This is a genomic window from Microbacterium sp. CGR1 (assembly GCF_001266755.1).
Taxonomy (GTDB): Bacteria; Actinomycetota; Actinomycetes; order Actinomycetales; family Microbacteriaceae; genus Microbacterium.
This window is the reverse complement of the sequence record NZ_CP012299.1, coordinates 1020663-1043869: the sequence shown is the minus strand read 5'-3', so window position 1 is coordinate 1043869 and position 23207 is coordinate 1020663. Positions and strand designations below refer to the sequence as shown.

The following is a 23207-nucleotide window of genomic DNA, read 5'->3' as shown; positions in this document are numbered from 1 at the left end:
ACACGAGGTGACGCGATGATGAGCAGCAGCACGGTCGTCCTCGTGCACGGAGCCTTCCTGGACGCATCCGGTTGGTGGCCGGTCGTGCTCCGCCTGCTCGACGCCGGACACCGCGTGCTCGCTCCGCCGGTGACCGGCCGCAGCTTCCGCGGCGACTGCGACTACATCCGCACGATCGTCGAGCACGTCGACGGAGAGGTGCTGCTCGTCGGACACGGGTATGGCGCGGCCGTCATCACGGTCGTCGGCGAGGCGGCGAACGTCTCAGGGCTGCTTTTCATCGCGGGCTATGCGCTGGAACGGGGCGAGAGCATCGCCGAGATGCGAGACCTCTTCGCGCCGGCAGAGGCATCCGCGCATCTCGTGGCCACCGTGTTCCCGGGTGAAGACGGCGCACGGCGAACGGAGCTGACCGTCGCACCCGACCAGTTCGCGCGCCTTCTCGCGCCGGGCCTTCCCGCCGACGAATCGGGAGTCCTCGCGGTCTCACAGCGCCCGATCTCCGACTCCGTGTTCGCCGAGCGGGCGTCCGGCGCGGGCTGGAGCGTGACGCCGAGCTGGGGCGTCGTGGCGACTCACGACCGTCTCATCAGCCCGCACCTCCAGCGCTTCGGATATCGGCGAGCGGGATGTCGAGCGGTGAGGGAGCTGGACGCACCGCACTTGGTCACGCAGACGCACGCCGCGGAGATCGTGCGGTTCATCGACAGCATCCTCGACGAGATCGAGACCCGTGGCTGAGCAGCAGGGGAATGCTGTCGACACCCGCCCCGGTTGGACGGCGGGGTTCGCGCCGCTCGCCGTCCCGATCTTCCGCCTGGTGTGGCTGGCATCGATCGTCAGCAACATCGGCAGCTGGATGCAGACCGTCGGCGCTCAATGGCTCCTGGTGCAGAACGACAGCTCGCCGCTGCTCGTCGCGCTCGTGCAGACGGCATCGGCAGCGCCCGTGCTCCTGTTCGCGATCCCGGCCGGCGTCATCGGCGAGTTCCTCAACCGTCGGCGCGTCCTTCTCTGGTCGCAGACGGTCCAACTCGCCGTCGTGCTGGGTCTCACGTATCTGACCGCGGTCGGCCAGACGACCACGACCATCCTGCTGGCGTCGACGTTCGTGCTGGGGACGGTCTCGGCCATCCAGCTGCCGGCGTTCCAGGCACTCGTGCCGGACATCGTGCCGCCGAAGCTCCTGATCGATGCGGCGAGCCTCTCCTCGATCGGCGTGAACATCGCCCGCGCGGTGGGACCGGCGATCGCCGGCCTCGTGGTCGCCCAGTTCGGCGTCGCGGCGGTCTTCCTGCTCAATGCGCTCTCCTTCCTGGTGTTCCTGGGCGTGCTGCTCTTCTGGAAGACCTACAGTCCGCCGGTGGCTCGGCCCGAGCCCTTCGTCGATGCAACGCGGGCCGGCATCCGCTACATCCGCCACTCGCGGATCGTCCGCCGCATCCTGCTGCGGCTCGCCGTCTTCCTGATACCGGCGAACGCGCTCTGGGCGCTGCTGCCGACCATCGCCAAGAACTCGCTCGGGTTCTCTGCGAGTGGCTACGGCCTTCTGCTGGCAGCGCTGGGAGCAGGATCGATCGTCGGTGCGTTCGTGCTCCCGTGGGCGCGTCGCGTCGCAGCGGTCAACGGTGTGGTGCTGGCCTCGTCCGTGGTCTTCGGGGCAGGACTCGTGATTCTCGTGACCTCGCCGACCCTGTGGATCACCTTTCCGGCGCTCGTGGCCACCGGTCTCGCCTGGATCGGGGTCATCGCGACCATCAACGGCACGGTGCAGGCGTTCCTGCCCGTCTGGGTGCGTACGCGCGGCCTGTCGTTCTACCAGCTCGTCCTCTTCGGCTGCACGGCCGCCGGGTCTGCGGGCGCGGGCGTGCTCGCGTCCGTGTGGGATCCCGGGCTCGTGGTCATCGGGGCCGGGATCCTCTGCGGCCTGGGCGGACTCTCCCTGCTCGTGTGGCCCATGCCGGCGACGAGCGGCATCGGCCGCGGCATCGTGGAGGTGCCGGGGGTCGAGGACCGGCCCCGCCTGGACGGTGCTGACGACGCGCCCGTTCTGGTGGTCATCCGGTATCGCATTCCGGTCGAGCGGAGACAGGAGTTCCTCGACACGATGACCGGCGTGCAGCAGACCCGTCTGCGGACGGGGGCGCGGGGGTGGCAGGTGTACGTCGACGCCGACGACCCAGGGTCGGTCATCGAGGCGTACTCCGTCGGCTCCTGGCGCGAGCACGTGAGTCAACACGAAGGTCGCACCACCGAGTTCGACGCCCAGCAGATCACCCGTGCGCGCGCGATGAGCACCCAGGAGCTCGAGGTGACGCACCTGCTCGCCATCCCCCTGCCTCACCACCGCGGCGTCGAGAAGCGCCGCACCCGCCACAAGAGACGGAGCCTCCCGCATGGAACGTGACGACCACCCCACCACTCACCCCGAGATCCCGTCGTTGGGCGACCCCGATCTGCCGCAGGAGGGGGAGGTGAACATCGCCGATCGCCCGCAGAGCAACACGATGACCGGTCCGCAGAACGAGGTCATCGAGTCGCAGTTCCCGAACCAGATGCACGCGCCGGCGACGGACATCAGCACGCAGCCGTTCTTCTGGTCCTCGTTCAACATCTCACCCCGCCGGGTGCAGCGCGGCGGCTGGGCGCGGGAGCTCACGAAGCAGGACTTCCACATCTCCGACGAGATCGCCGGGGTCAACATGTACCTCGAGCCGGGCGGCATCCGCGAACTGCACTGGCACCAGACCGCCGAATGGGCGGTCATGACCCGCGGCAAGGCGCGGGTGACGACTCTCAGCCGGTCGGGTCTTCCCGCGGTGGAGGATGTGGAAGAGGGTGATCTGTGGTTCTTCCCGGCGGGCACCCCGCACTCCCTGCAGGGCCTCGGCCCGGGCGGGGCGGAGTTCGTGCTGGCGTTCGACGACGGAGACCAGTCCGAGTCGAACACACTGCTGCTGACCGACTGGTTCGCACACACCCCGCCCGAGGTCCTCGCGAAGAACTTCGGCGTCGCGCAGTCGGTCTTCTCCGACATCCCGCTGCACAACCTCTGGATCTTCCCCGGCGAAGAACCACCCGCGCTCGACATCGACCAGGCCGCCGCGGGCGTGGAATGGGGCATGGAACCGGTCATCTTCCGACTGTCGCGGTCGAAGCCGCTGTATGAGAACTCCGGTGGATCCATCCAGATCGCCGACTCCACCAACTACGCCTACTCCAGCACCGTCGCTGCAGCCCTCGTGACGGTCGAGCCGGGGTCGATGCGCGAGCTGCACTGGCACCCGAACGCCGACGAATGGCAGTACTACCTCCGCGGCTCCGCCCGCATGACCGTGTTCAACACCGGCCCCCATGCGAACACGACCGACTTCCGCGCCGGAGACGTGGGCGTGGTCCGGAAGAACCTCGGCCACTACATCGAGAACACCGGCGACGACGTGCTGCAGTTCCTCGAAGTGTTCCGCACCGACAAGTACGAGGAGATCTCCCTCGCGAACTGGCTCTCCCACGTGCCCCCGCAGCTCGTCTCCGCACACCTGAACATCGAACCCGCAGTGCTGGCCACGTTCCCCCGCGGAGCACAGGGCATCACACCACTGCGCTGATCAGCGCCCTCCGAGCGCGATCAGCGTTGAGCGCCTTCGGCGAGGTAGCGGTGAATGAGGGTGACGGCCATCGCGCCCTCGCCGACGGCGGATGCGACGCGCTTGACGGAGTTCGCACGGACGTCGCCCGCCGCGAAGATCCCGGGGACGGATGTCTCGAGGTAGTAGGGCGAGCGTGCCAGCGGCCACTTCTGCTGGTCGTCGGGAATCAGGTCCACGCCGGTGAGCAGGAACCCGCGACTGTCGAGCTGCACATCCGTCGTCGCCGCCCACTCGGTGTTGGGAGCCCCGCCGATGCAGACGAACAGGTGGGTCGCGGGCACGCGTGTGGTCCTGCCCGCCTGGTCGAGGGTGATCTCTCGCAGATGCTCGTCTCCGTCGACCGCGACGACGCGGGTGTGGACGAGGATGGTGACGTTGCTCTGCGCGGCGAGCCGGTCGAGCAGATAGGCCGACATGGTCGACGAGAGCGAGGGGCCGCGGACGACGACAGTGACGTGCGCCGCGTGGGCCGCGAGGTTCATGGCCGCCTGTCCTGCGGAGTTGGCGCCGCCGACGACGTAGACGTGCTGACCGATGCAGGCGGAGGCTTCGCTGGTGCCCGCGCCGTAGTAGATGCCGGCACCGCGGAGGCCCTGCTCGCCGTCGAGGCCGAGTCTGCGCCACTGCACGCCGGTGGCGCACAGCGCCGCGCGTGCATGGATCTCCGACCCGTCGGCGAGCCGAGCCCGCACGTCGTGGTCCCTGAACGTGCGGGCGATGCCGTACCTCATGACGATGAGTTCGGCGCCGAAGGAGAGCGCCTGCCGGCGGGCGCGCTCGGCGAGCTCCGCCCCGGAGATCCCCCCGGGGAAACCGAGGTAGTTCTCGATGAGGCTGCTGAAACCGGCCTGCCCGCCGACGGCGTCGCGCTCTACGACGGCGACGCTGAGACCCTCGGATGCCGCGTAGACGGCGGCCGAGAGTCCGGCGGGTCCAGCTCCGTAGATGATGAGGTCGTACGTCGACTGCGCCGGAGGCTTCACCCAGCCGAGAGCCGCAGCGACCTGCTCGGGGTTCGGGTCCTCCAACACGGCGCCTTCGGGGAGGACGACCAGCGGCAGCCGCCTGCCGGTCAGGTCGATTCCCGCCGCCGCGGCGGCACCCCGGGGAACCATGATCGGCAGGAACGGAACCTCGCTGCGGGTCAGATAGTCGCGCAACGCGAAAGCCTGCGGCCCGTCGGCGTCGGCGATGAGACGCAGGGGCGACCGCTGGTCGGGTGCCTCGGTCACGCGTCGCCTGCGAGCTGCTCCTGCCAGTCCGCAGGCACGCGCTCAGCCGGGCCGGGGGTGGTCTGCGACCGCGGATGGCTGTGCGGGGGAGCGAGGACGGGACCGTCGAAGGCTGTCTCGGTGCCGAAGTCCCAGAACCAGTCCTCACCGGGCTCGAAGCTCTGGATCACTCGATGGCCGCTCGTGTGCGCGTGCTTCGTCGCATGCTTGTGCAAGGAGTCGTCGCAGCATCCGATGTGCCCGCAGTAGGCGCACCGGCGCAGATGCAGCCACCACGAGCCGATCGCCTCGCAGTCCAGACACCCCGGGCCGGAGGGGGGAACGTCCGCCCGGATGAAGTCGCTGACGTCGCTCATGGGTGCATCTCCTGTCGTCGGTATGCCGTCGGGGTCATGATGTCGGGATTCCGTGTCGTACTCAAGGGTGCCCGCGGGAGTCCTCATGTTCCTTCGACACCCGTCGAAGCCGTGCTCGTCGACATCCTCTAGGTTCGGGGAGGTGAGCACCTCTTCCTCCCGCCGGGTCCCGATCGAATCGCAGAAGGTCGATGCGCCGCTGACGTCCAGCGCGACGTTCCTCGTGCTGCAGATCGCTGACGGAGCGGATGCCGCGTCGACCGCGCGCGACGCGATCGCCGGTATCGACGACCTCGTGAAGAACGTCGGATTCCGTGATCTCGACGCGATGCTGTCGTGCACGGTCGGCATCGGAGCCGCGGCGTGGCCGCGCCTCACCGCGCGCCGGGTTCCGGCCGAGCTGCACCCCTTCGCGCCGGTCGTGGGCCCGGTGCACACCGCGCCGGGCACGCCCGGGGATCTCCTCTTCCATATCCGTGCGAACCGCCAGGATCTCGTGTTCGAGTTCGAGCGCCAGCTGCTCGACGTGCTGGGCGACGCCGTGACCGTGGTCGACGAGACCTCGGGATTCCGGTATTTCGACGTGCGCGACCTGCTCGGCTTCGTCGACGGGACCGCGAACCCGGTGGGGAACGCCGTCGCCGAGTCGACGCTGGTGGGCGCAGAGGACGGTGATCACGTCGGGGGCAGCTACGTCGTCGTCCAGCGATATCTGCACGACCTCGGTCAGTGGCAGGCGCTGACGACCGAGCAGCAGGAGGCCGTGATCGGCCGCAAGAAGGCCGACAATGTCGAGCTCGACGATGCGGCCGTCGGGCAGAAGTCCCACAAGACCCTCGCCACCATCGTGGTCGACGGTGTCGAGCACGACATCCTCCGTGACAACATGCCTTTCGGCAGCCCGGGCTCGTCGTCCTTCGGCACCTACTTCATCGGGTACTCGCGCTACCTCTGGGTCATCGAGAAGATGCTCGAGAACATGTTCATCGGCGACCCGCCCGGCGCGTACGACCGGCTCCTGGACTTCTCCCGCGCCACGACCGGGAGCACCTTCTTCGCGCCGTCCGCGGACTTCCTCAGCGGGCTCGCCGACGAGCCGATGCCCGTGCAGCGCATCTGACGGCAGACGAGCGGACAAGAGTCACCTCCCATCTCGCGCCGCACGCGCGTAGCGTTGATATATGGGAAGACTCTTCTACGGAGCCGCTCAGCCGCCGATCCTCATCGAGGACCGAGCGTTGGCTCACCTCAAGATCGTCGTCACGACGAAGCTGCGCCGCAACGAGAGCTTCACCCTGTCGTGGATCCACAAGGACGGCGAGGCCCCCGGTCGATCGACCATCTGGCTGCATCCGTCGATCCCGCTGCGCTTCGTATTCGACGAGACGGAGGCACCGACGCTGAACCGTCGGTGGATCGAGGAGCTCTCTCAGACGCTCAGCAGCACGGGCGGCGTCTGTCTGACTGCGGAGATCATCGATCCCACCGAAGGCGGGGAATCGGAAGGCGCAGGCGGAGGGCGGTGACCGAGTCGCTCACAGGGTGAGGCGGCGGTCGACGATCTGCTGCGCGACATCGTGCAGGCGCGCCCCGACAGAGCGCGCGTGTCGTCGAAGGATGGTGAAGGCATCGTCGATGGAGACGCTGCGCTGAAACGACAGCGCGCCCTTCGCCTGCTCGATCACGATCCTGCTGTCGAGCGCGTGTTGAAGCTGCGCGGTGCGGTCGGCATGTGCGAGGAGCGTGCGATGCTGCACCAGACCGATCGTGGCGAACTCGCTGAGTGCTTGAGCGACGGCAGCATCCTGGTCGGTGAGCACACCGACCCGGTCGAAGAACAGGTTCAGCGCACCGAGGTGCTGACCGCGCAGAGAGAGCGGTACCGCGTAGCCGGCGCGAAGGCCGCGTCGTACCGCGAGAGGAGCGAACTGGGGCCACCGATCGGCACTCGACCGCAGATCAGGTGTCTCGACCACGCGCCCGGACCGGAAGCTGTCGAGGCAGGGCCCCTGCTCGATGCCGAGCTCTGCCTCCTCCACATCGCTCGCACGCTCACTCGTCGAGCCCAGCACGTGGAGCCGGCCTCCGGCATCGGCCAGGACTATGCCGGCGTCGACCGCAGGGGTGAAGCGCGTCGCTGCCTCGACGAGGAGGTCCATGGTGTCGATGACGTCGTAGTCCGGATCCAGAGCGTCAGCCAGGCGGCGGAAGACAGCGGTCAGGTCGCTCTGCGAGTGCGGGTCGCGGGTCATATCGAACGGCATTGGAATCCGATCCTCAGCTCACGCCCACGGTATGGCCATGCTCTGCACCCACATTCTCCGGTTCGTGAACCAGATACAGCCCGGACGGCGCATTCGCGGTGAACGCGAGCGCCTCGATCCAGTGCCGATTGAGCTCGGGGACCTTGCCGCCGGTGTACTTGAAGACGAGGTTGCACCCGGCGTGCATCCAGACCGAGCTCCGACCGCCGCCGATGCTGGCGTCCTCCCTCCAGGTGAAGAGGAACGGCTCGCCGCGACGCAGCTTCGTCGTCATCACGACCTGCAGATGGTGGAGCGCGCGATCGTCGATCTCGACCTTCTGATTTCCCTCGTATACGAACTTGCCCATGATGGGACATCCCTTCGTAGATCTCCTTCTGTGCCCAGACCTACAGGGGTGCGGTGCGCCTCGCAAGGCCCTTGCAGATTGGACCCATGGCTCAGTCGACGCGGGACCGTCGCGCGCAGAACGACGCCGCGCAGAGCACGGTCGCGATCATGAGCAGGCGACGAGCGCGAGGATGCGTGGTCAGCCAGGTGTACAGGCTCGCACGGCGTCCGCGCCGCGGGAGGGTGCCGTCGTTCGGCTGCCCGTCGGGTGCGAAGAGGTTGCCGGCGCCCGGGGATGCCGCCTCTCGCGTGTGCATCGTCCTCTCGCCCCACCGGCCGAGGATCCGATCGAGAGCCCGCGGGAACATGGTCTCGGCCAGCGCGAGCACGCGCCCGCCTCCCCCCGCGTAAAGCTCGTCGACAGGATGCTCCGCCGCATACGCGATGCACCCGGCCACGACGGAGGGTGAGTAGTACGGCGGCGGTGCAGATGGTCTGAGGCCGAGGTGCGAAGCCGAACTGGCGAACAGTGGCGTGTCGATGACGGCCGGACGCACGACGGTCACCGAGATGGGATCGTTCTGATCGATCAGTTCGCGGCGGAGACCCCGCATGGCGCCCTCCACGGCGCTCTTGGCGGCCGCGTAGGCGCTGTGCAGCGGCAGCGTCGTGCGAGCCTCGACGGACGTCACGCAGATGAGCGCCCCTCCGCCTGCGCGCCGTAGCGCGGGCAGCGCCGCCAGCGCACCATGTATCTGGCCGAGGTAGTCGACTTCCATGAGCCGACGGAACTCCTGCGGCGTGGTCCGCTCGAATCGGCCGTACAGCAAGACGCCGGCGTTGTTCACCCAGGTGTCGATACGGCCGTACCATTCCTCTGCCTTGTCGGCGGCTTGCAGGACCGCCGCAGGGTCGGTGACATCGCAGACGACATGCCGCGCGTGCCCGCCCGTCGCGGTGATGCGGGCGACCGCCTCGTGGAGACGATCCTCCTGTCGCGCGAGTAGCACGACGCGTGCTCCCGCGGCCGCCAGACGTTCGGCTGCCGCCCGGCCTATTCCGCGGGATCCGCCGGTGATCACGACGACCTGCTGCGACAGCGGACGGTGTCGAAGTCCGCGCGACCGACGATCGGCACTCGTGTTTCCCGGACCGAAGACCTGCATGACTCACTCCCTCACGACTCGTACGGTGCCCAGCGACGAGTCAGCCGCGTCGGGGATGACCATGCCCGCCTCGACGCCCGTGCGGAGGTAGCGCATCACCGGCTCGTTGATGCGCTCACCCGGAAGGATCACTGGCACGCCGGGCGGATACGGGGTGATCTGCTCGGCCGCGATGCGACCGGGCGCTTCATCGGCGGGGACGACTTCGACGGGTCCGAAGAACGCATCGCGGGGCCGGACGACCGTGTCGAGCTCGAGCTCGCCGGGTGTGGGCCGCGACACCGGTGAGTTTTCGGGCAGGGCGGGGGCGGCCTGCGAGAGTGCAGCGAGCGCGTCTGCGAGAAGGTCTGCCGAGGCCTCGGAGTCGGCGAGGGAGAACGTCGCCTCGATGCGTGTCGGGTCGTTGAGGCCGACGTCGAGACGTGCGTTCTCGCGCAGCCAGTCCGCGGCCTGGTAGCCGCTGATGCCGAGCTCGCTGACATCGATCAGGATATGAAGGGGGTCGAAGTCATGGGATGCCTCGGAGCCGATCAGCTCGTCACCGAGGACATGCAGTCCCGGCATCGCATCGATGCGATCTCTGGTGCGGTGCACCAGATCGAGTGCGGCGGAGATCATCGCGCGTCCGTCCTGGACCATCTGGCGGCGCCAGCCGTCCATCGCTCCGTACAACAGCACGTTCGCGCTCGTGGTCGCCAGCACATCGGCACACTGCTTGAGCCGCACAGGATCGACGAGATCACCCTGGAGGTGGTAGATCGATCCCTGTTCGAGTCCCATGCCCATCTTGTGGACGCTGACCACGCAGACGTCCGCGCCCGCATCCATCGCCCACGTCGGCAGATCATCATGGAACGGCAGGTGCGCGCCCCACGCCTCGTCGATGATCAGCGGCTTTCCCCGGCGATGACACACGTCGGCGATCGCGGCGATGTCGGCGCACGTGCCGTAGGGCGTCGGGCTCGTGATCAGCGCCGCGCTCGCATCGGGGTACCGCTGCCACATCTTCTCGACGTCGTCCGGAGAGGGCGGGTGGGCGAGGTGCAACCGCGCGTCCCAACTCGGCCTCACCCATCTCGGCTGCAGACCGGAGAGTACAAGACCAGCAGTCACCGACTTGTGTGCGTCGCGACCTATCAGCAGCTCGCCCTCGCCGCGTGTCACAGCCAGTATCGCGGCCTTCACCGAGAGCGAGCTGCCGCACGTCGAGAAGAAGGCGTGGTCGGCCCCGACGGCCTCCGCCATAAGCGCCTGGGCCTGCTCGAGGTAGCCCTGAGACGACGACCGGTCGTCGAGTCCCGCTGTGGCCAGCAGGTCGTTGCGGAAGACATCCGTTCCGAGGGCGGCGAGTGTGCGAGGGTCCGCACCCCGTCCCTGACGGTGACCGGGTGGGGTGTACCCGTAGCGGGAGAGCTGGTGGTACTCGGTCATCGCGTCGAGGATCGGTGCGGCTGTCTGGTCCATGCCGCCCGTTGTACTCGCGCTGTGGCTCGGTCGCGTGGGCCTTGCGCTTCGTTCGGTCGTGTGATGAGGTTCGCAGCATCAAGGCGGGCGGCGAAAAAGTCAAGCAGCTGTGCCGGCCGTCACTGTCGTCGGCTGAATGCGTGCATGAGAACTTTCGGTGTCGAAGAGGAACTGCTGTTGGTCGACGTGCGAACGGGGCTGCCGACCGCGGCCGCACCTCGGATCCTCGAGTGGCGATCTAAGGATGGCGGGCCCGAGCTCGAGGCGGAGATACAGCAGGAGATGATCGAGGTCGTCGGTCCCGTGTGCTCGACCACGCAGCAACTGGCCGGAGCGATCGCCGACGGTCGGCGCCGTGCCGATGCCGACGCGGTCGCGGTGGGTGCCAGAGCGCTTCCGCTCGCGACGTCACCGGTCTCGGTGCATCCGCACGCATCGCCGTCGTCGCGCTACGCGGAGATGATGCGGCGGTACGGCATCACCGCCCGGCGAACGCTGACCTGCGGATTCCACGTGCATGTGGCGATCGATTCGCCGCGCGAGGGGGTAGCGGCACTGGATCGCATTCGCGACTGGCTTCCGACGATCCTGGCCTTGAGCAGCAACTCGCCGTTCTGGGATGGTACCGACACCGGCTATGCCAGCTATCGCAACGATGTCTGGAGTCGTTGGCCCTGTGCGGGACCGAATCCGGTCTTCGGCTCGGAGGCGGCGTATCGGGAGCATGAGGGTTCCCTGCTCGCTTCGGGGGCACTGCTCGACGAGGGGATGCTGTACTTCGACGCGCGGCTCTCGCGGCACCACCCGACCCTCGAGGTGCGGGTCGCCGACATCTGTCTGCGGCAGGAGGATGCCGTGACCATCGCAGCCCTCTGTCGCGGACTGGTGGAGACCGCTGTGATCGAGTGGCAGGCAGGGATGCCGCCCCTCCGCACGGATCAACGATTGCTCGGACTCGCCACATGGCGGGCGGCGTTGAGCGGCATGCGGGGTGACCATGTTCACCCTGTCGCCGGTACTCCGTGCGCGCCCGCAGCGAGCATCGCCGCGCTCCTCGAGCATGTTCGACCGGGATTGGAAGCCCTCGGTGACGTCGAGCGCGTGGTTCACGGCGTGCAGGAGATCCTACGGCGGGGGACGGGTGCGGACTGGCAGCGCGAGCAGGTCGCCCGGCGGGGCTCGGTCGGTGACATCGTCCGTAATCTGAGCGCCGACGGAGTGCCGGCCGCGGAATCGACAGGCGAGTCGGCATCGGTGATCGTCTGAAGAAGTTGCGGGCGCCATACACCCGGGACCTCGATTTCGGCAAGGGTGCTGGAACGGCTTTCTCACCCCGTTAGACCAGTGCTCACCAATCCAGCGGATCGGTCGACGAAGTCGTTCGATCCGAGACGACCCCGCACGAAGGAGCACTGATGTCGGACACTTATGGCACGACGAGCCTGAGCGGCTCGGACGCGCATCACGAGCAGGATTCAGGGAAGGCGGAGGCTGCCAAGAACGAGGCGGCCGGTCTTGCCGACACGGCCGGCGCTCAGGCGAAGGACGTGATGGGCACCGCCAAGGAAGAGGCGGCGAGCGTCGTCGGCGAGGCCAAGACGCAGGCGAAGGACCTGTACGCGCAGACCACCCGTGAGCTGAAGGAGCAGGCGCACACGCAGCAGCAGCGCCTCGCCGGTGGGCTTCGGTCGGTCAGCGACGAACTCGGTTCGATGGCTGCGAACTCGGAGGGCAGCGGTGTCGCGAGCGATCTGGTGCAGCAGGTCGCCGGACGGCTGTCGGGCGCGGCGAGCTGGCTCGGGGACCGCGATCCGGCCTCCGTGCTCACGGAGGTGAAGCGGTATGCGAGACGCAAGCCCGGAACCTTCATCCTCGGGGCGGCGATCGTCGGCGTCGCCGTCGGCAGGCTCACCCGAGCGCTGGCATCGAACGCCTCGGCAGATGACACGCATACATCTTCACGGCCGGTGACGCCGCCCCGTGAGGTCCACCCGGACCCGGCCGTACCGGTGCCGGTCGGCTCTCCCGCGGTCGGTGCCGCCGACAGCGGCGGGGCGGCGGCTGCAGACCTCACCGGCGCTCCGACACGCACGGAGACAGAAGGTCTCACACCTCCGACCCGTCGTGGCGGCGCACAGACCGCCTGGACCGGATCGGGCGCACTCGGGGAGGGTGGCGATGAGCGACCCCACACCCTCTGAGACGAAGGCCGCGTCGAACTCGCTCGGCGATCTGCTGGGTGAGGTCTCGCGAGACCTGTCGACGCTGATGCGTCAGGAGCTCGCACTCGCTCGCGCGGAGCTGCGGGAGACCGCGACGAAGTCCGCGAAGGGCGCGGGCATCATGGGTGCCGCCGGCTATGCGGCGCTGATGGCGGTGTTCTTCCTGTCCGTCGCACTGTGGTGGGCGCTGGGCTCGCTCATGGGGCGCGGCTGGTCGGGCGTCGTCGTGGCCGTGATCTGGGCGATCGTCGCGCTGATCCTGTTCGTGGTCGGCCGAACTCAGCTGAAGCAGGTCGAGGGCATGCCGCAGACCGTCGACACGGTCAAGGAGATTCCGGAAGCACTGAAGAGAAATGAGGAGAACCGATGAGTGATTCACCCGACGAGATCCGCGCGAACATCGAGCGGACGCGACAGGAGCTGGGGTCGGATGTCGACGCGCTCGCCGACAAGGTGACGCCGTCGAAGATCGTGGACCGGCAGATGGGGAAAGTGCGCGGTGCCTTCACCTCGGTGCGCGAGCGCGTCATGGGGTCGGCGGACGATGCGGGATCCACGCTCTCGGACGCCGGCGACCGCGTGACGGAGGTCAAGGACCGCGCCATCGCGAAAGCCGAGGGCAATCCGCTCGCGGTCGGCCTGATGGCCTTCGGGGCGGGGCTGCTGATCGCATCGCTCGTCCCGGCGTCGTCGAAGGAGCAGCAGCTCGCGAAGACGGTCAAGGACCAGGCTCAGCCGCTCGTCGATGAGGTCACGGACGTGGCCAAGGAGGTCGGCGAGCATCTGAAGGAACCGGCACAGGCGTCGGTCGAATCCGTGCGGGAATCGGCGCAGGAATCCGTGGCCGTCGTGAAGGACGAAGCGCAGACCGCGGCCGGTGAAGTGACCGATCAGGCGCAGCAGGCCCGCGAGAACATCGCGGGCAGCTGACCGCCATCGACCGGACGGACCCGTCGCACGCGGGTAGGCGACGGGTCCGTCCGTCCTGAGAGGAATGAAGATGTCGCAGCCGCACACGGAGGCCCGAGACGGGAATGTCGATCCCGAGGCCTCGAGCAAGCCCGACTCCCCGGACGATCTCCACGGACGATCATGGAAGTACGTGGCGAAGAAGGCCTTCCGTGAGTTCTCGTCCGACCAGTGCACCGATATAGCTGCCGCGCTGACGTACTACGCGGTGCTGTCGATCTTTCCCGGACTGATAGCGATCTTCTCGCTCCTCGGCGTCGTCGGGCAGGGACAGGCCGCCGGGGAAGCGGTGATCGGCATCGTCGAGCAGATCGCCCCGGGCGACACGGCGAACGCCCTCCGGGGCCCGATCGAACAGGTCGCGGACTCGCCGGCCGCCGGGTTCGCGCTGATCAGCGGCATCCTGCTCGCTATCTGGTCGGCGTCCGGGTACGTCGGCGCCTTCAGCCGAGCGATGAACCGCATCTACGAGATCGACGAGGGGCGACCGTTCTGGAAGCTCAAGCCTGCACAGCTGCTCGTGACGGTGATCACCATCGTGCTGTTCGTCATCGCGGCGATCATCCTGGTGGTGTCGGGGCCGGTCACGCGAGCCATCGGCGACTCACTCGGACTCGGCACCGTGCCTCAGGCCATCTGGTCGATCGCGAAGTGGCCTCTGTTGGGGTTCATCGTCGTCCTCGCCGTTGCGATCCTGTACTACGCCACTCCCAACGCGAAGCAGCCGCGCTTTCGGTGGATCAGCCTCGGGGCGCTCCTCGCGATCATCGTGCTGGCTGTCGCCACGGCGGGCTTCGCCTTCTATGTGGCGAACTTCTCGAACTACGACCGCACCTACGGCTCCCTCGCGGGCATCGTGGTGTTCCTGCTGTGGCTGTGGATCGCCAACCTGGCGCTTCTCGTCGGAGCGGAGTTCGACGCCGAACTCGAGCGAGGTCGCCAACTGCAGGCGGGCATCGCCGCAGAGCGGGAGATCCGCCTTCCCCCGAGGGACACACGCAAGAGCGACAAAGCCGCAGAGAAGGAGCAGCAGGACATCGACGAGGCCCGCCGAATCCGCGAGCATGCCGATGCAGAATCGGGGCACCGCGAATCCGACGGGTCCGACCGTCGATGACCGATCAGCGTGCGGTCGGCGGAAGCTTGTCCACGCCGTGCCGGTTCGGCTTGTCGGGCTCCGCGGCGGTATCGGGAGACGCGTGCGCGGGTCCGGTCGGCCCCGCTTCGGACGTCGGATAGTGCGGCTCGTCGATCTCGACGGCCTTGTCTCGCTCGTCGAGAGGAGGCAGATGGTCGAGCGGTTGCTTGATGTCGTCTGGGTGGCTCATGCAGACAGGCTCCGCCACCGGTGACATGAGCGAACAGGGGCTTGTCATCGAAAGGATGATGTGGTGGGCGACTGTTCTCCGGTGAGGCGTAGGCTCGATTTCCTGCACGCCCGGCCTCTTCTCGTCTACGACGGCGATTGCGCGTTCTGCACCACGGCGTGCTTCCCGTCACGCCCCCGTTCTCCTGGGTCGCTGCGCTGGGCTATTCGCTGATCGCGCGCTTCCGACACCGTCTTCCCGGCGGCACGGCCGCCTGTGCGCTTCCGCGGGCCTGAGACATCACCCGACGATCCTCCGGTTGTCAACGCCCCTTCGCGCACGCGGGCGCTCACCTAGCATCGCCGGATGGGACGCCTCAGGTATGACAGCACACTCGACCCGATCGTCATCGACGATGTGACGCTCGCGCACATGAAGATCGTCGTCGGCACGAAGCTCAGGCGGCAGGAGAGCTTCATGATGTCGTGGCTCCCGGGAGACGATTCCCGCGACGGCCGACTGACCGCGTGGATTCATCCGAGCATCCCGCTCGTTCTGGCGTTCGACAGCGCTGATCCGATTCGCGTGGACGCCGAGCGCGTGTCCCGCATGATGAACAGCCTCAATGCTCACGGGGAACTGCTGATCGAGGAGATGTAGGGCGCTCGCAGCACCTACATCGGGTTCCCGTCGGCTGTCAAGAGAGGCGAAGTTCCCATCGCGGTCCAGAGAATGAACCGCATGAACCCATCCCCGCACCCCCTCACCGCCCACGCATCCTCCGACGCGAGACTCGCACGGACCCTCCGGAGCATCGACTACCCGGCAACGAAGGATGACCTGCTGAGAATCGCCGTCGTCGATCATCTCGAGGTGAGGACCATCGACGCCATCCACGACCTGCCTGCTCGCGACTACCACGGAGTCGCCGAAGTGCTGAAGACGCTCGACGGGGCCTGACTCTGCCGCCGGCGCACTCTGCAGGGTGAACGCAGACTTGTCAATACCCTGCGAGAGGCCTCGCGGTCTTCCTACCCTGGCACCATGTCCGACCTCACCGGCGCGCCACTGACGCTCACGTGGCCGCACGAATCCGATACATCGTCGCCGTCGCGACTCCCCATGCACGCGCCGCAGGGAGGTGCATGATGGGCAGATTCATCTATGAGGGCTCGATCAGGATCGAGATCGAGGATCGTGCGCTCAGCCACCTGCAGCTCGTGATCACCGCGAAGCTCCGACGAGCCGAGCCCTTCAACTTCAGCTGGCGCGAGGATCAGAGCATCGGGGGAGGCCGCACCACTGTCTGGCTGCACCCGGGGAGTGCGCTGGTCTATCGGTTCCTCGGCAGCAGGCAGCCATCGATCAACCGGCGGTGGGTCGATGCGCTCGCATTCACCGCGAATGCCCCGACCGGGCTGTACCTGGTCGCAGAGCCCGACGACATGTCGGCAGGGGAGAAGCTCGGAGTGCCCGCCGACCTGTAGCCGAGCGGCGCCGCGATCCTCAGGGTGGAGATGCGTTCCGCGCATCTTGTCAATACCCGAGAAGGGGCGAGCGAACCCGATCTATCGTGCCGCCATGAACGGCGCTCCACTCCTCGACATCGAATACGTCCTCCCGCTGCGATGGGGGAATGACGAGACGATGGACGATCTCACGGCCTACCTCACGCGTCTGCGCGCGTGGGCGGACGTGACGGTGGTCGACGGATCCGACCCCGACCGCTTCGCCTCGCACGCGTCGGCCTGGTCGAGTCTCGTCCGGCACATCCCGTGCGACGAGACCACGGGCGCGAACGGCAAGGTGCGGGGCGTGCTCACGGGCATCGCATCCGCTCGGCACGAGCGTGTGGTCATCGCCGACGACGACGTGCGGTACGACTATCGCGCGCTCGCCGCGGTGGTCTCCGAGCTCGAACGCGCGACCCTCGTGAAGCCGCAGAACCATTTCGCTCCGCTGCCCTGGCATGCCCGGTGGGACACCGCTCGCAGCCTCCTCAACCGCGCCCTCTCGGACGACTACCCCGGAACCTACGCTCTGCGGCGCTCGGCACTGCTCTCGGCAGGTGGATACGATGCGGACACGCTCTTCGAGAATCTCGAGATGGAGCGCACCATCCGCGCGACCGGCGGTCGAATCCACTCCCGACCCGACATCTACGTCATGCGGCGCCCGCCCACCGCCCGGCACTTCCTGTCGCAGCGGGTCAGACAGGCGTACGACAGCTGGGCGCAGCCGCTGCGCCTCGCGATCGAGGCGGCGATCCTTCCCACGGTGTGGATCCTGCGCCACCGACCGGGCTCGCTGGCGCTCGTGCTGCTCATGATCGTCGTGCTCGCCGAGCGCGGCCGACGACGGCTCGACGGCCGTTCGGTGTTCCCGGCGACCAGTGCATTGTGGGCGCCGCTGTGGGTTGCCGAGCGTGCGGTGTGCTCGTGGCTCGCCATCGCCGTGCGGCTGCGCGGAGGGGTGCGGTATGGGGGAGCACGTCTGAGAGTCTCGGCCCATAGTCAGCGCAGCATCCTGCGCCGGATCGCCGAGGAGGCTGGGCCTCGATGGCCTCAGACAGCCACGGATGCCGGGGGGAGGTGAGGAACATGGAGATGGAAGCGTGGGCGCTCGCTGCGAGCGCGGCACTGTTCATCGGCGGCGTCCTGAAGGTGATGATCCTGATGACGATCCGAGAGCGGAGAGATCGGCACGAGAATCGCCACGTCTCGTCACCCTGACTCCGGTAACCTCATGCGCATGGCCACCGCAACGACGCAGACCCCGAAACGCGAGGCCTTCGGCTCGCGCAACGTCTTCATCCTCTCTGCGATCGGCTCTGCCGTCGGGCTGGGGAACATCTGGAGATTCCCCTACGTGGCGTACGAAGGCGGAGGCGGGGCGTTCCTTATCCCGTATCTGTGTGCGCTTCTCACTGCCGGAATCCCGCTCCTCTTCTTCGACTACGCGATCGGCCACCGATTCCGCGGCTCCGCGCCGTTGGCCTTCCGACGGATGCACCGCAGGGCCGAGCCGCTCGGCTGGTGGCAGGTGCTCATCTGCGTGGTGATCGCGGTCTACTACGCGGTGATCATCGCGTGGGCTGCGATGTACACGTGGTTCTCGGCGCAGCTGACCTGGGGGCCGGGCAACGAGAACGACTTCTTCTTCATCGACTTCCTCCGCTCGGCCGATGTCGCCGAGGTCGGCATCTCGACGGACTTCGTGCCGCAGGTCGGCCTCCCGCTCGTGGCGGTCTGGCTGATCGTCATCGTCATCATGGCGCTGGGTGTGAAGCGCGGAATCGGCCGGGCGAACATGATCCTGATGCCTCTGCTCACGGTGATGTTCGCGATCCTCGTGGTGCAGTCGCTGTTCCTGCCGGGCGCCATGGACGGGCTGAACGCCTTCTTCACCCCCAACTGGGAAGCGCTGGGCGACCCGGCCGTCTGGGCATCCGCCTACGGCCACATCTTCTTCTCGCTGTCGGTGGCCTTCGGCATCATGGTGACCTACTCGTCGTACCTGAAGCGCAAGACCGACCTCACTGGTTCCGGTCTGGTCGTGGCGTTCGCGAACTCCGGCTTCGAGATCCTCGCGGGAATCGGCGTGTTCGCGGCCCTCGGCTTCATGGCGCAGGCGCAGGGGACCGAAGTGGCCGGTGTCGCGTCGTCGGGAATCGGCCTGGCCTTCATCGCCTTCCCCACGATCGTCTCTCAGGCGGCGGGCGGCTCGATCATCGGCGTCCTGTTCTTCGGAGCGCTGGTCTTCGCGGGGGTGACCTCGCTCATCTCGATCCTCGAGGTGATCGTCGCGGCGCTGCAGGACAAGCTGGGCTGGGCGCGCATCCGCACGACGCTCACGGTGTCCATCCCGCTCGCGATCGTCTCGTTGGCACTGTTCTCGACGACCACCGCGCTGTCGGTGCTCGATACCGCTGACGCCTTCGTCAATGCCTTCGGCATCATGGCCGTCGCCCTGGTCGCGGTGATCGTGGTCGCATGGCTGCTGCACAAGCTGCCGGCACTCGTCGACCACCTCGATCGTCGGTCGAGCTTCCGGGTCGGGCGAGTGTGGATGCTGCTCGTCGGCGCGCTCGCGCCCCTCGTGCTCGGGTACCTGCTCGTCACCGAGCTGATCTCGAAGATCTCCGAGCCGTACGGCGGCTATCCGGGATGGTTCCTCGCCGTCTTCGGATGGGGCATGGTCATCGCACTCGTCGTGATCGCACTGCTGCTCTCGGCGCTGCCATGGAGCGGTCGCTCCCACGCCAAGGATGATCCCGAGTATGACGAGTTCCTCACCGAGGAAGACTACGAACCGGATGCCGAGACCTCGTCGATCCCGCTGATCGCGACCTCGGAACCGCACGCGACGGAGAAGGGAGCGGGCGCATGACCACGACAGCGATCGTCATGATGATCATCGCGATGGTCACGATCTGGGGTGGCCTCATCGCCGCCGTCGTGAACCTCGCTCGTCACCCCGAGGCAGCGGATTCGGAGCCGGCGCCGCCCGTCGAGCTCTGACCGTCTTACCCGCATGGGGAGCGGGAATCAACCCGCTCCTCACGTTCCTCGATCCTGACTACTTTCTCTTCCAGAAGCACTGTCGACGGAAGAGGAGCCCATGAGCAGGACGCGGCCGAGATTCGATATCGACGAGTGGAGCATCGGTGCCGACGGCATCGACGTCGAGAACCTCGCCCATGAGGAGTCTGTCTTCGGACTCTCGAACGGTCATGTGGGCTGGCGGGGGAACCTCGACGAAGGCGACCCGCGCGGCGTCGCGGGAAGCTATCTGAACGGCCTCTTCGAAGAGCACCCGATGCCGTATGCCGAAGAGGGATACGGCTACCCCGAGTGCGGGCAGAGCGTGATCAACGCGGCCAACGGCCAGCTCATCCGGCTGATCGTCGGGGACGAGCCGTTCGACGTCCGTCGTGGATCGCTCACGTCGCACACCCGTCGTCTCGACTTCCGCGCGGGAACTCTCGAACGCGAGGTCGAGTGGACCAGTCCGACCGGCCAGCGGGTGCGGATCCGGTCGACGAGGATCGTCTCCTTCGCGCACCGCTCCGTCGCAGCGGTGCACTACCGTGTGCAGGCGCTCGGCGGTCCGGCGGAGGTCACCGTCATCTCCGAACTGCTGGCGAACGAGCCGCTGCCGATCACGCACGACGACCCCCGGGTGCAGGAGCTGCTGAGCGAGCCGCTCGAGGGGGTGGCCGCGGCAGCCGACGCGGCTGCCGCCACCCTCGTACATCGCACGAGGAAGAGCGGGCTCACGACCGCTGTCGCGATGGACCATCGCGTGAGCGGTTCTCCCCGGAGCGAGCCGAGCGTCGAGACGGATGTCGATGCGACGGGCGACCGTGCGCGCACCACTGTTCACGCATCGCTGGCTGCCGGAGAGACGCTCGAGATCGTCAAGCTCGTCGGTCATGAATTCTCGTCCGACCTCTCGACCGCCGCCCTGCGCGACCGGGCCGAGACGGCGGTCGGCGACGCGCTGCGGGCCGGATGGGAAGCACTGGTCGCCGATCAACGGGCGCGGCTGGACGACTTCTGGGAGTGCGCCGACGTGCGCGTCGACGGACCGGCACGGCTGCAGCAGGCCGTGCGCTTCGCGCTCTTCCAGGTGTTCCAGGCCTCCACCCGCATGGAATTGCGATCCGTTCCGGGAAAGGGGCTGACCGGCTCCGGATACGAGGGGCACACCTTCTGGGACTTCGAGGCGTTCGTGCTCCCCGTCCTCACCTCTACCCTCCCGCACGCCGCCGAACAGGCGCTGCGGTGGCGACATTCCGTGCTCGATCGCGCTCGTGACAGGGCGGCGCAACTGCATCTGCAGGGTGCCGCATTGCCGTGGCGGACCATCGACGGCAGAGAGTCGTCGGGGTACTGGCCTGCCAGCACGGCCGCGTTCCACATCAACGCCGATGTGGCCGGAGCGGTTCTGCACTACGTGCGGGCGACGGGCGATATCGACTTCGAACGGGAGGCCGGCCTCGAGATCCTGGTCGAGACCGCTCGCCTCTGGGCCTCGCTCGGTCGGTGGGACTCGCACGGAGGCTTCCACATCGACGGCGTCACGGGGCCGGACGAGTACTCGGCCATCGCGAACGACAACGTCTTCACGAACCTGGCAGCCCGGAAAAACCTTCAAGGGGCGGCGGCCGCGGCCCGACGGCATCCGGAGGTCGCGTCGGAGCTCAAGGTCGTAGACGACGAGATCGCAAGGTGGGAACTCGCTGCCGCAGGGATGACGGTGCCCTTCGATGACGAACGGGGCGTGCACCCGCAGTCCGCCGGCTACACCGACCTCGAACGGTGGGACTTCGAGTCGACCGCCCAGGACGAGTACCTGCTGCACGACCACTTCCCGTACTTCGATCTCTACCGCAAGCAGGTCGTGAAGCAGGCCGATCTGGTGCTCGCCCTGTTCTTCTCGCATGAGTCGTTCACCGCGGAGCAGAAGGAGCGTGCGTTCGAGTACTACGAGGCGATCACCGTGCGGGATTCATCGCTGTCGGCGGCGGCGCAGGCCGTGGTCGCCGCGGAGGTCGGTCACCTGGATCTCGCGCTCGACTATCTCGCCGAGGTCGCGACTCTCGATCTCGACGACCTTCATGGCAACACCGGTCAGGGGCTCCATGTCGCCGCTCTCGCGGGGGTCTGGACGGCCATCACCGCGGGCTTCGGCGGGATGCGCGACAGCGACAGCGGCCTGCGGTTCTGCCCGCGTCTTCCGTCCGAGATCGACGGGCTCGAGTTCGGGGTGCGCATCCACGGCTGCGTCCTGCGTGTCGATGTCCGCCAGGCGGAGGCCACCTATCGGCTCGCCTCGGGCGACCCGCTCACCATCACCCACTACGACGAGCAGGTGACGCTCGACGCCGGACATCCCGTCACCAGAGGGATTCCACCACTGCAGTCGCGGGGGCCGCAGCCACGGCAGCCTCGAGGACGAGCGCCCCGACCGGCGCTCGAAGCGTTCAGTGGCTGACGTGGCACAGAGAGAGGAGACAATCATGTCGGATCGAACCATCGGTCGCGCATCGATGCGAATGGCCTTCTGGTCATGGACGCTCATCATCGTGGTCGGGCTGGCGACCATGATCGCCCTGCCTCTGACGGGGAGGTGAACGAGATGCGTCGCTTCGTCAGAGACGGGGGACTCAGCCTCGTCTTCCTCGCGATCTTCGCGCTCAGCCTGATCGGGCAGTCGATCGCGGGACACGCCTACAACAACCAGGAGCTGGCTCAGCACGGTCAGCCGCCCACTCCGTATCTGGAATTCGTCACCTCCTCCGACTTCCTCGTCGATGTGGCGGAGAACTGGCAGTCGGAGTTCCTGCAGTTCTTCCTCTTCATCCTCGCGACCATCTGGTTCATCCAGCGAGGATCACCTGAGTCCAAGAAGCCGGGCGACGAGGGAGTGGGGTCGGACGCCGATCAGCTCGTCGGAGAGCACGCGCATGTCGACTCCCCGCGCTGGGCGAAGGTGCATGGAGTGCGCGGGTGGATCTACTCCAACTCGCTTCTGCTCGCGATGGGAACGATCTTCGTGCTCTCGTGGCTCGCCCAGTCGCTCGCCGGGCATGTCGTCGCCAACGAGCAGAACGCGCAGCACGGCCTGCCACCGGAGACGTGGATCGACTATGTCGTCTCGGCGGAGTTCTGGAACCGCACGCTGCAGAACTGGCAATCGGAGTTCCTGGCCGTCGGCGCGATGGTCGCCTTCTCGATCTATCTGCGGCAGCGCGGCTCGAGCGAGTCGAAGCCGGTCGGCGTGCCGCATCACGTGAGCAGCGTCGAGTCCGAGTAGCGAGGACCTTCTCGCGTCGATCGTCAAGCCCCTGTCTGCAGCGAAGTCGGAAGGGTTTCCTGGCGCGAAACCGATCGACAGGAGCGGATGATGAAGCACGTGAAGTATGCCGAGAAGTCGGTTCTCGTGGGTGATGACGCGGCGGACACGCTGATGGACTACGCGCGAGTGCTGGCGAGTGAGGGGAGCGCCGACACGGTGACGCTGCGGGTCGTCAGCCCGGACGGGAACATCGTCGACGCGTCTTTCCTGCTCACGCCGAGCACTGAGCTCATGGTCGAGTCGACCAACTCCCAGCTCGAGGAGCCGGACAACTGGGAGCCCGTGCAGGAGATGCGCGACCGCATCGCGTCGTCGCGCTCCACCGTCGTGACCGAGACGGAGCCCCCGTGGATCCTCGAGAGCACTGAGGAGATCTAGCCGCGC

General features: G+C 67.4%; 27 protein-coding genes. 20 read left to right on the top strand and 7 right to left on the bottom strand.

Features of this window, described 5'->3' with window-relative positions; all coding sequences use genetic code 11:
• The first annotated feature begins 18 nt into the window (after positions 1 to 18).
• Genes AKG07_RS04985 through AKG07_RS04975 form a run of 3 tightly spaced genes read left to right on the top strand, consistent with a single transcriptional unit; the run spans position 19 to position 3608 of the window.
• Positions 19 to 741 (top strand): alpha/beta fold hydrolase, encoded by a 723-nt coding sequence (locus AKG07_RS04985; RefSeq protein ID WP_053099145.1) that lies wholly within the window; start codon positions 19 to 21, stop codon positions 739 to 741.
• Positions 734 to 2407, top strand: coding sequence for an MFS transporter (locus AKG07_RS04980; RefSeq protein WP_053096381.1), 1674 nt, complete (start codon positions 734 to 736; stop codon positions 2405 to 2407). Before AKG07_RS04985 ends, AKG07_RS04980 begins: the two co-directional genes overlap by 8 nt.
• Entirely contained in the window at positions 2397 to 3608 is a 1212-nt protein-coding gene (locus AKG07_RS04975) for a cupin domain-containing protein (RefSeq protein ID WP_053096380.1), read from the top strand. The genes AKG07_RS04980 and AKG07_RS04975 overlap by 11 nt, the downstream gene beginning before the upstream one ends.
• 20 nt (positions 3609 to 3628) lie before the next feature.
• Here AKG07_RS04975 and AKG07_RS04970 read toward each other — a convergent pair whose 3' ends face one another.
• Together AKG07_RS04970 and AKG07_RS04965 are read right to left on the bottom strand one after the other, a co-directional pair.
• Positions 3629 to 4882: an NAD(P)/FAD-dependent oxidoreductase gene (locus AKG07_RS04970; protein ID WP_201778472.1), complete on the bottom strand. Its 1254-nt coding sequence runs from the start codon at positions 4880 to 4882 to the stop codon at positions 3629 to 3631.
• Positions 4879 to 5238, bottom strand: a complete 360-nt coding sequence (locus AKG07_RS04965; protein ID WP_053096379.1) for a UBP-type zinc finger domain-containing protein — start codon at positions 5236 to 5238, stop codon at positions 4879 to 4881. The genes AKG07_RS04970 and AKG07_RS04965 overlap by 4 nt, the downstream gene beginning before the upstream one ends.
• 142 nt (positions 5239 to 5380) lie before the next feature.
• On the opposite strand from AKG07_RS04965, the gene AKG07_RS04960 reads away from it, so the two are divergent.
• Both AKG07_RS04960 and AKG07_RS04955 read left to right on the top strand, forming a co-directional pair.
• Complete coding sequence (locus tag AKG07_RS04960; RefSeq protein WP_053096378.1) at positions 5381 to 6358, top strand: Dyp-type peroxidase; 978 nt, start codon at positions 5381 to 5383, stop codon at positions 6356 to 6358.
• Between the two features lie 61 nt (positions 6359 to 6419).
• Positions 6420 to 6764: a DUF7882 family protein gene (locus tag AKG07_RS04955; protein ID WP_053096377.1), complete on the top strand. Its 345-nt coding sequence runs from the start codon at positions 6420 to 6422 to the stop codon at positions 6762 to 6764.
• A 9-nt stretch (positions 6765 to 6773) separates the two neighbouring features.
• Here the strand turns inward: AKG07_RS04955 and AKG07_RS04950 are convergent, their stop codons facing one another.
• The 4 genes from AKG07_RS04950 to AKG07_RS04935 form a co-directional block, all read right to left on the bottom strand.
• Positions 6774 to 7502, bottom strand: coding sequence for a GAF and ANTAR domain-containing protein (locus tag AKG07_RS04950; protein ID WP_082297826.1), 729 nt, complete (start codon positions 7500 to 7502; stop codon positions 6774 to 6776).
• Positions 7503 to 7515: 13 nt separating this feature from the next.
• Positions 7516 to 7851: a DUF7882 family protein gene (locus AKG07_RS04945; protein ID WP_053096376.1), complete on the bottom strand. Its 336-nt coding sequence runs from the start codon at positions 7849 to 7851 to the stop codon at positions 7516 to 7518.
• A 91-nt stretch (positions 7852 to 7942) separates the two neighbouring features.
• On the bottom strand, positions 7943 to 8998 hold the full coding sequence (locus AKG07_RS04940; RefSeq protein WP_053096375.1) for an SDR family oxidoreductase: 1056 nt from the start codon (positions 8996 to 8998) through the stop codon (positions 7943 to 7945).
• Positions 8999 to 9001: 3 nt separating this feature from the next.
• The gene (locus AKG07_RS04935) at positions 9002 to 10462 is read right to left on the bottom strand and encodes an aminotransferase class I/II-fold pyridoxal phosphate-dependent enzyme (protein WP_053096374.1); all 1461 of its coding nucleotides are present in this window, start codon (positions 10460 to 10462) and stop codon (positions 9002 to 9004) included.
• Positions 10463 to 10606: 144 nt separating this feature from the next.
• On the opposite strand from AKG07_RS04935, the gene AKG07_RS04930 reads away from it, so the two are divergent.
• The 5 genes from AKG07_RS04930 (at position 10607) to AKG07_RS04910 (ending at position 14770) form a co-directional block, all read left to right on the top strand.
• The gene (locus AKG07_RS04930) at positions 10607 to 11728 is read left to right on the top strand and encodes a carboxylate-amine ligase (RefSeq protein WP_053096373.1); all 1122 of its coding nucleotides are present in this window, start codon (positions 10607 to 10609) and stop codon (positions 11726 to 11728) included.
• A 149-nt stretch (positions 11729 to 11877) separates the two neighbouring features.
• Complete coding sequence (locus AKG07_RS04925) at positions 11878 to 12663, top strand: hypothetical protein (protein ID WP_053096372.1); 786 nt, start codon at positions 11878 to 11880, stop codon at positions 12661 to 12663.
• Positions 12641 to 13054: a phage holin family protein gene (locus tag AKG07_RS04920; RefSeq protein ID WP_053096371.1), complete on the top strand. Its 414-nt coding sequence runs from the start codon at positions 12641 to 12643 to the stop codon at positions 13052 to 13054. The genes AKG07_RS04925 and AKG07_RS04920 overlap by 23 nt, the downstream gene beginning before the upstream one ends.
• Positions 13051 to 13614: a DUF3618 domain-containing protein gene (locus AKG07_RS04915; RefSeq protein ID WP_053096370.1), complete on the top strand. Its 564-nt coding sequence runs from the start codon at positions 13051 to 13053 to the stop codon at positions 13612 to 13614. Before AKG07_RS04920 ends, AKG07_RS04915 begins: the two co-directional genes overlap by 4 nt.
• Positions 13615 to 13678: 64 nt before the next feature.
• A complete protein-coding gene (locus AKG07_RS04910; protein ID WP_445928299.1) occupies positions 13679 to 14770 on the top strand; it encodes a YihY/virulence factor BrkB family protein in 1092 nt (363 codons plus the stop codon).
• Between the two features lie 4 nt (positions 14771 to 14774).
• Here AKG07_RS04910 and AKG07_RS04905 read toward each other — a convergent pair whose 3' ends face one another.
• Positions 14775 to 14981: a hypothetical protein gene (locus tag AKG07_RS04905; RefSeq protein ID WP_053096369.1), complete on the bottom strand. Its 207-nt coding sequence runs from the start codon at positions 14979 to 14981 to the stop codon at positions 14775 to 14777.
• Positions 14982 to 15326: 345 nt separating this feature from the next.
• On the opposite strand from AKG07_RS04905, the gene AKG07_RS04900 reads away from it, so the two are divergent.
• The 10 genes from AKG07_RS04900 to AKG07_RS04865 all read left to right on the top strand — a co-directional run bounded on the left by AKG07_RS04900 (position 15327) and on the right by AKG07_RS04865 (position 23201).
• On the top strand, positions 15327 to 15620 hold the full coding sequence (locus AKG07_RS04900; protein WP_053096368.1) for a DUF7882 family protein: 294 nt from the start codon (positions 15327 to 15329) through the stop codon (positions 15618 to 15620).
• A gap of 81 nt (positions 15621 to 15701) precedes the next feature.
• Complete coding sequence (locus tag AKG07_RS04895; RefSeq protein ID WP_171821920.1) at positions 15702 to 15920, top strand: DUF2795 domain-containing protein; 219 nt, start codon at positions 15702 to 15704, stop codon at positions 15918 to 15920.
• Between the two features lie 188 nt (positions 15921 to 16108).
• A complete protein-coding gene (locus AKG07_RS04890) occupies positions 16109 to 16447 on the top strand; it encodes a DUF7882 family protein (RefSeq protein ID WP_053096366.1) in 339 nt (112 codons plus the stop codon).
• A gap of 94 nt (positions 16448 to 16541) precedes the next feature.
• The gene (locus AKG07_RS04885) at positions 16542 to 17555 is read left to right on the top strand and encodes a glycosyltransferase (protein WP_053096365.1); all 1014 of its coding nucleotides are present in this window, start codon (positions 16542 to 16544) and stop codon (positions 17553 to 17555) included.
• Between the two features lie 5 nt (positions 17556 to 17560).
• Entirely contained in the window at positions 17561 to 17692 is a 132-nt protein-coding gene (locus AKG07_RS18170; RefSeq protein WP_256381364.1) for a hypothetical protein, read from the top strand.
• Positions 17693 to 17711: 19 nt separating this feature from the next.
• Complete coding sequence (locus tag AKG07_RS04880) at positions 17712 to 19349, top strand: sodium-dependent transporter (RefSeq protein ID WP_053099140.1); 1638 nt, start codon at positions 17712 to 17714, stop codon at positions 19347 to 19349.
• Complete coding sequence (locus tag AKG07_RS17425) at positions 19346 to 19480, top strand: methionine/alanine import family NSS transporter small subunit (RefSeq protein ID WP_082297825.1); 135 nt, start codon at positions 19346 to 19348, stop codon at positions 19478 to 19480. Before AKG07_RS04880 ends, AKG07_RS17425 begins: the two co-directional genes overlap by 4 nt.
• Positions 19481 to 19580: 100 nt before the next feature.
• The gene (locus tag AKG07_RS04875; RefSeq protein WP_053096364.1) at positions 19581 to 21959 is read left to right on the top strand and encodes a glycoside hydrolase family 65 protein; all 2379 of its coding nucleotides are present in this window, start codon (positions 19581 to 19583) and stop codon (positions 21957 to 21959) included.
• A gap of 144 nt (positions 21960 to 22103) precedes the next feature.
• Positions 22104 to 22781 (top strand): DUF6766 family protein, encoded by a 678-nt coding sequence (locus tag AKG07_RS04870; RefSeq protein WP_053099138.1) that lies wholly within the window; start codon positions 22104 to 22106, stop codon positions 22779 to 22781.
• Positions 22782 to 22871: 90 nt separating this feature from the next.
• On the top strand, positions 22872 to 23201 hold the full coding sequence (locus tag AKG07_RS04865) for a hypothetical protein (protein ID WP_201778471.1): 330 nt from the start codon (positions 22872 to 22874) through the stop codon (positions 23199 to 23201).
• Positions 23202 to 23207 lie beyond the last annotated feature (6 nt).

Bases quoted from the DNA above. Each gene is read 5' to 3' on its own strand.
- AKG07_RS04875 (WP_053096364.1), top strand. From the start codon at position 19,581: ATGAGCAGGACGCGGCCGAGATTCGATATCGACGAGTGGAGCATCGGT.
- AKG07_RS04915 (WP_053096370.1), top strand. From the start codon at position 13,051: ATGAGTGATTCACCCGACGAGATCCGCGCGAACATCGAGCGGACGCGA.
- AKG07_RS04920 (WP_053096371.1), top strand. From the start codon at position 12,641: ATGAGCGACCCCACACCCTCTGAGACGAAGGCCGCGTCGAACTCGCTC.
- AKG07_RS18170 (WP_256381364.1), top strand. From the start codon at position 17,561: ATGGAGATGGAAGCGTGGGCGCTCGCTGCGAGCGCGGCACTGTTCATC.
- AKG07_RS04930 (WP_053096373.1), top strand. From the start codon at position 10,607: ATGAGAACTTTCGGTGTCGAAGAGGAACTGCTGTTGGTCGACGTGCGA.
- AKG07_RS04940 (WP_053096375.1), bottom strand. From the start codon at position 8,998: ATGCAGGTCTTCGGTCCGGGAAACACGAGTGCCGATCGTCGGTCGCGC.
- AKG07_RS04895 (WP_171821920.1), top strand. From the start codon at position 15,702: ATGAACCCATCCCCGCACCCCCTCACCGCCCACGCATCCTCCGACGCG.
- AKG07_RS04905 (WP_053096369.1), bottom strand. From the start codon at position 14,981: ATGAGCCACCCAGACGACATCAAGCAACCGCTCGACCATCTGCCTCCT.
- AKG07_RS04870 (WP_053099138.1), top strand. From the start codon at position 22,104: ATGCGTCGCTTCGTCAGAGACGGGGGACTCAGCCTCGTCTTCCTCGCG.
- AKG07_RS04890 (WP_053096366.1), top strand. From the start codon at position 16,109: ATGGGCAGATTCATCTATGAGGGCTCGATCAGGATCGAGATCGAGGAT.
- AKG07_RS04935 (WP_053096374.1), bottom strand. From the start codon at position 10,462: ATGGACCAGACAGCCGCACCGATCCTCGACGCGATGACCGAGTACCAC.
- AKG07_RS04950 (WP_082297826.1), bottom strand. From the start codon at position 7,502: ATGCCGTTCGATATGACCCGCGACCCGCACTCGCAGAGCGACCTGACC.
- AKG07_RS04945 (WP_053096376.1), bottom strand. From the start codon at position 7,851: ATGGGCAAGTTCGTATACGAGGGAAATCAGAAGGTCGAGATCGACGAT.
- AKG07_RS04985 (WP_053099145.1), top strand. From the start codon at position 19: ATGAGCAGCAGCACGGTCGTCCTCGTGCACGGAGCCTTCCTGGACGCA.
- AKG07_RS04865 (WP_201778471.1), top strand. From the start codon at position 22,872: ATGAAGCACGTGAAGTATGCCGAGAAGTCGGTTCTCGTGGGTGATGAC.
- AKG07_RS04880 (WP_053099140.1), top strand. From the start codon at position 17,712: ATGGCCACCGCAACGACGCAGACCCCGAAACGCGAGGCCTTCGGCTCG.
- AKG07_RS04965 (WP_053096379.1), bottom strand. From the start codon at position 5,238: ATGAGCGACGTCAGCGACTTCATCCGGGCGGACGTTCCCCCCTCCGGC.
- AKG07_RS04955 (WP_053096377.1), top strand. From the start codon at position 6,420: ATGGGAAGACTCTTCTACGGAGCCGCTCAGCCGCCGATCCTCATCGAG.
- AKG07_RS04900 (WP_053096368.1), top strand. From the start codon at position 15,327: ATGGGACGCCTCAGGTATGACAGCACACTCGACCCGATCGTCATCGAC.
- AKG07_RS04910 (WP_445928299.1), top strand. From the start codon at position 13,679: ATGAAGATGTCGCAGCCGCACACGGAGGCCCGAGACGGGAATGTCGAT.
- AKG07_RS04885 (WP_053096365.1), top strand. From the start codon at position 16,542: ATGAACGGCGCTCCACTCCTCGACATCGAATACGTCCTCCCGCTGCGA.
- AKG07_RS04925 (WP_053096372.1), top strand. From the start codon at position 11,878: ATGTCGGACACTTATGGCACGACGAGCCTGAGCGGCTCGGACGCGCAT.
- AKG07_RS04975 (WP_053096380.1), top strand. From the start codon at position 2,397: ATGGAACGTGACGACCACCCCACCACTCACCCCGAGATCCCGTCGTTG.
- AKG07_RS17425 (WP_082297825.1), top strand. From the start codon at position 19,346: ATGACCACGACAGCGATCGTCATGATGATCATCGCGATGGTCACGATC.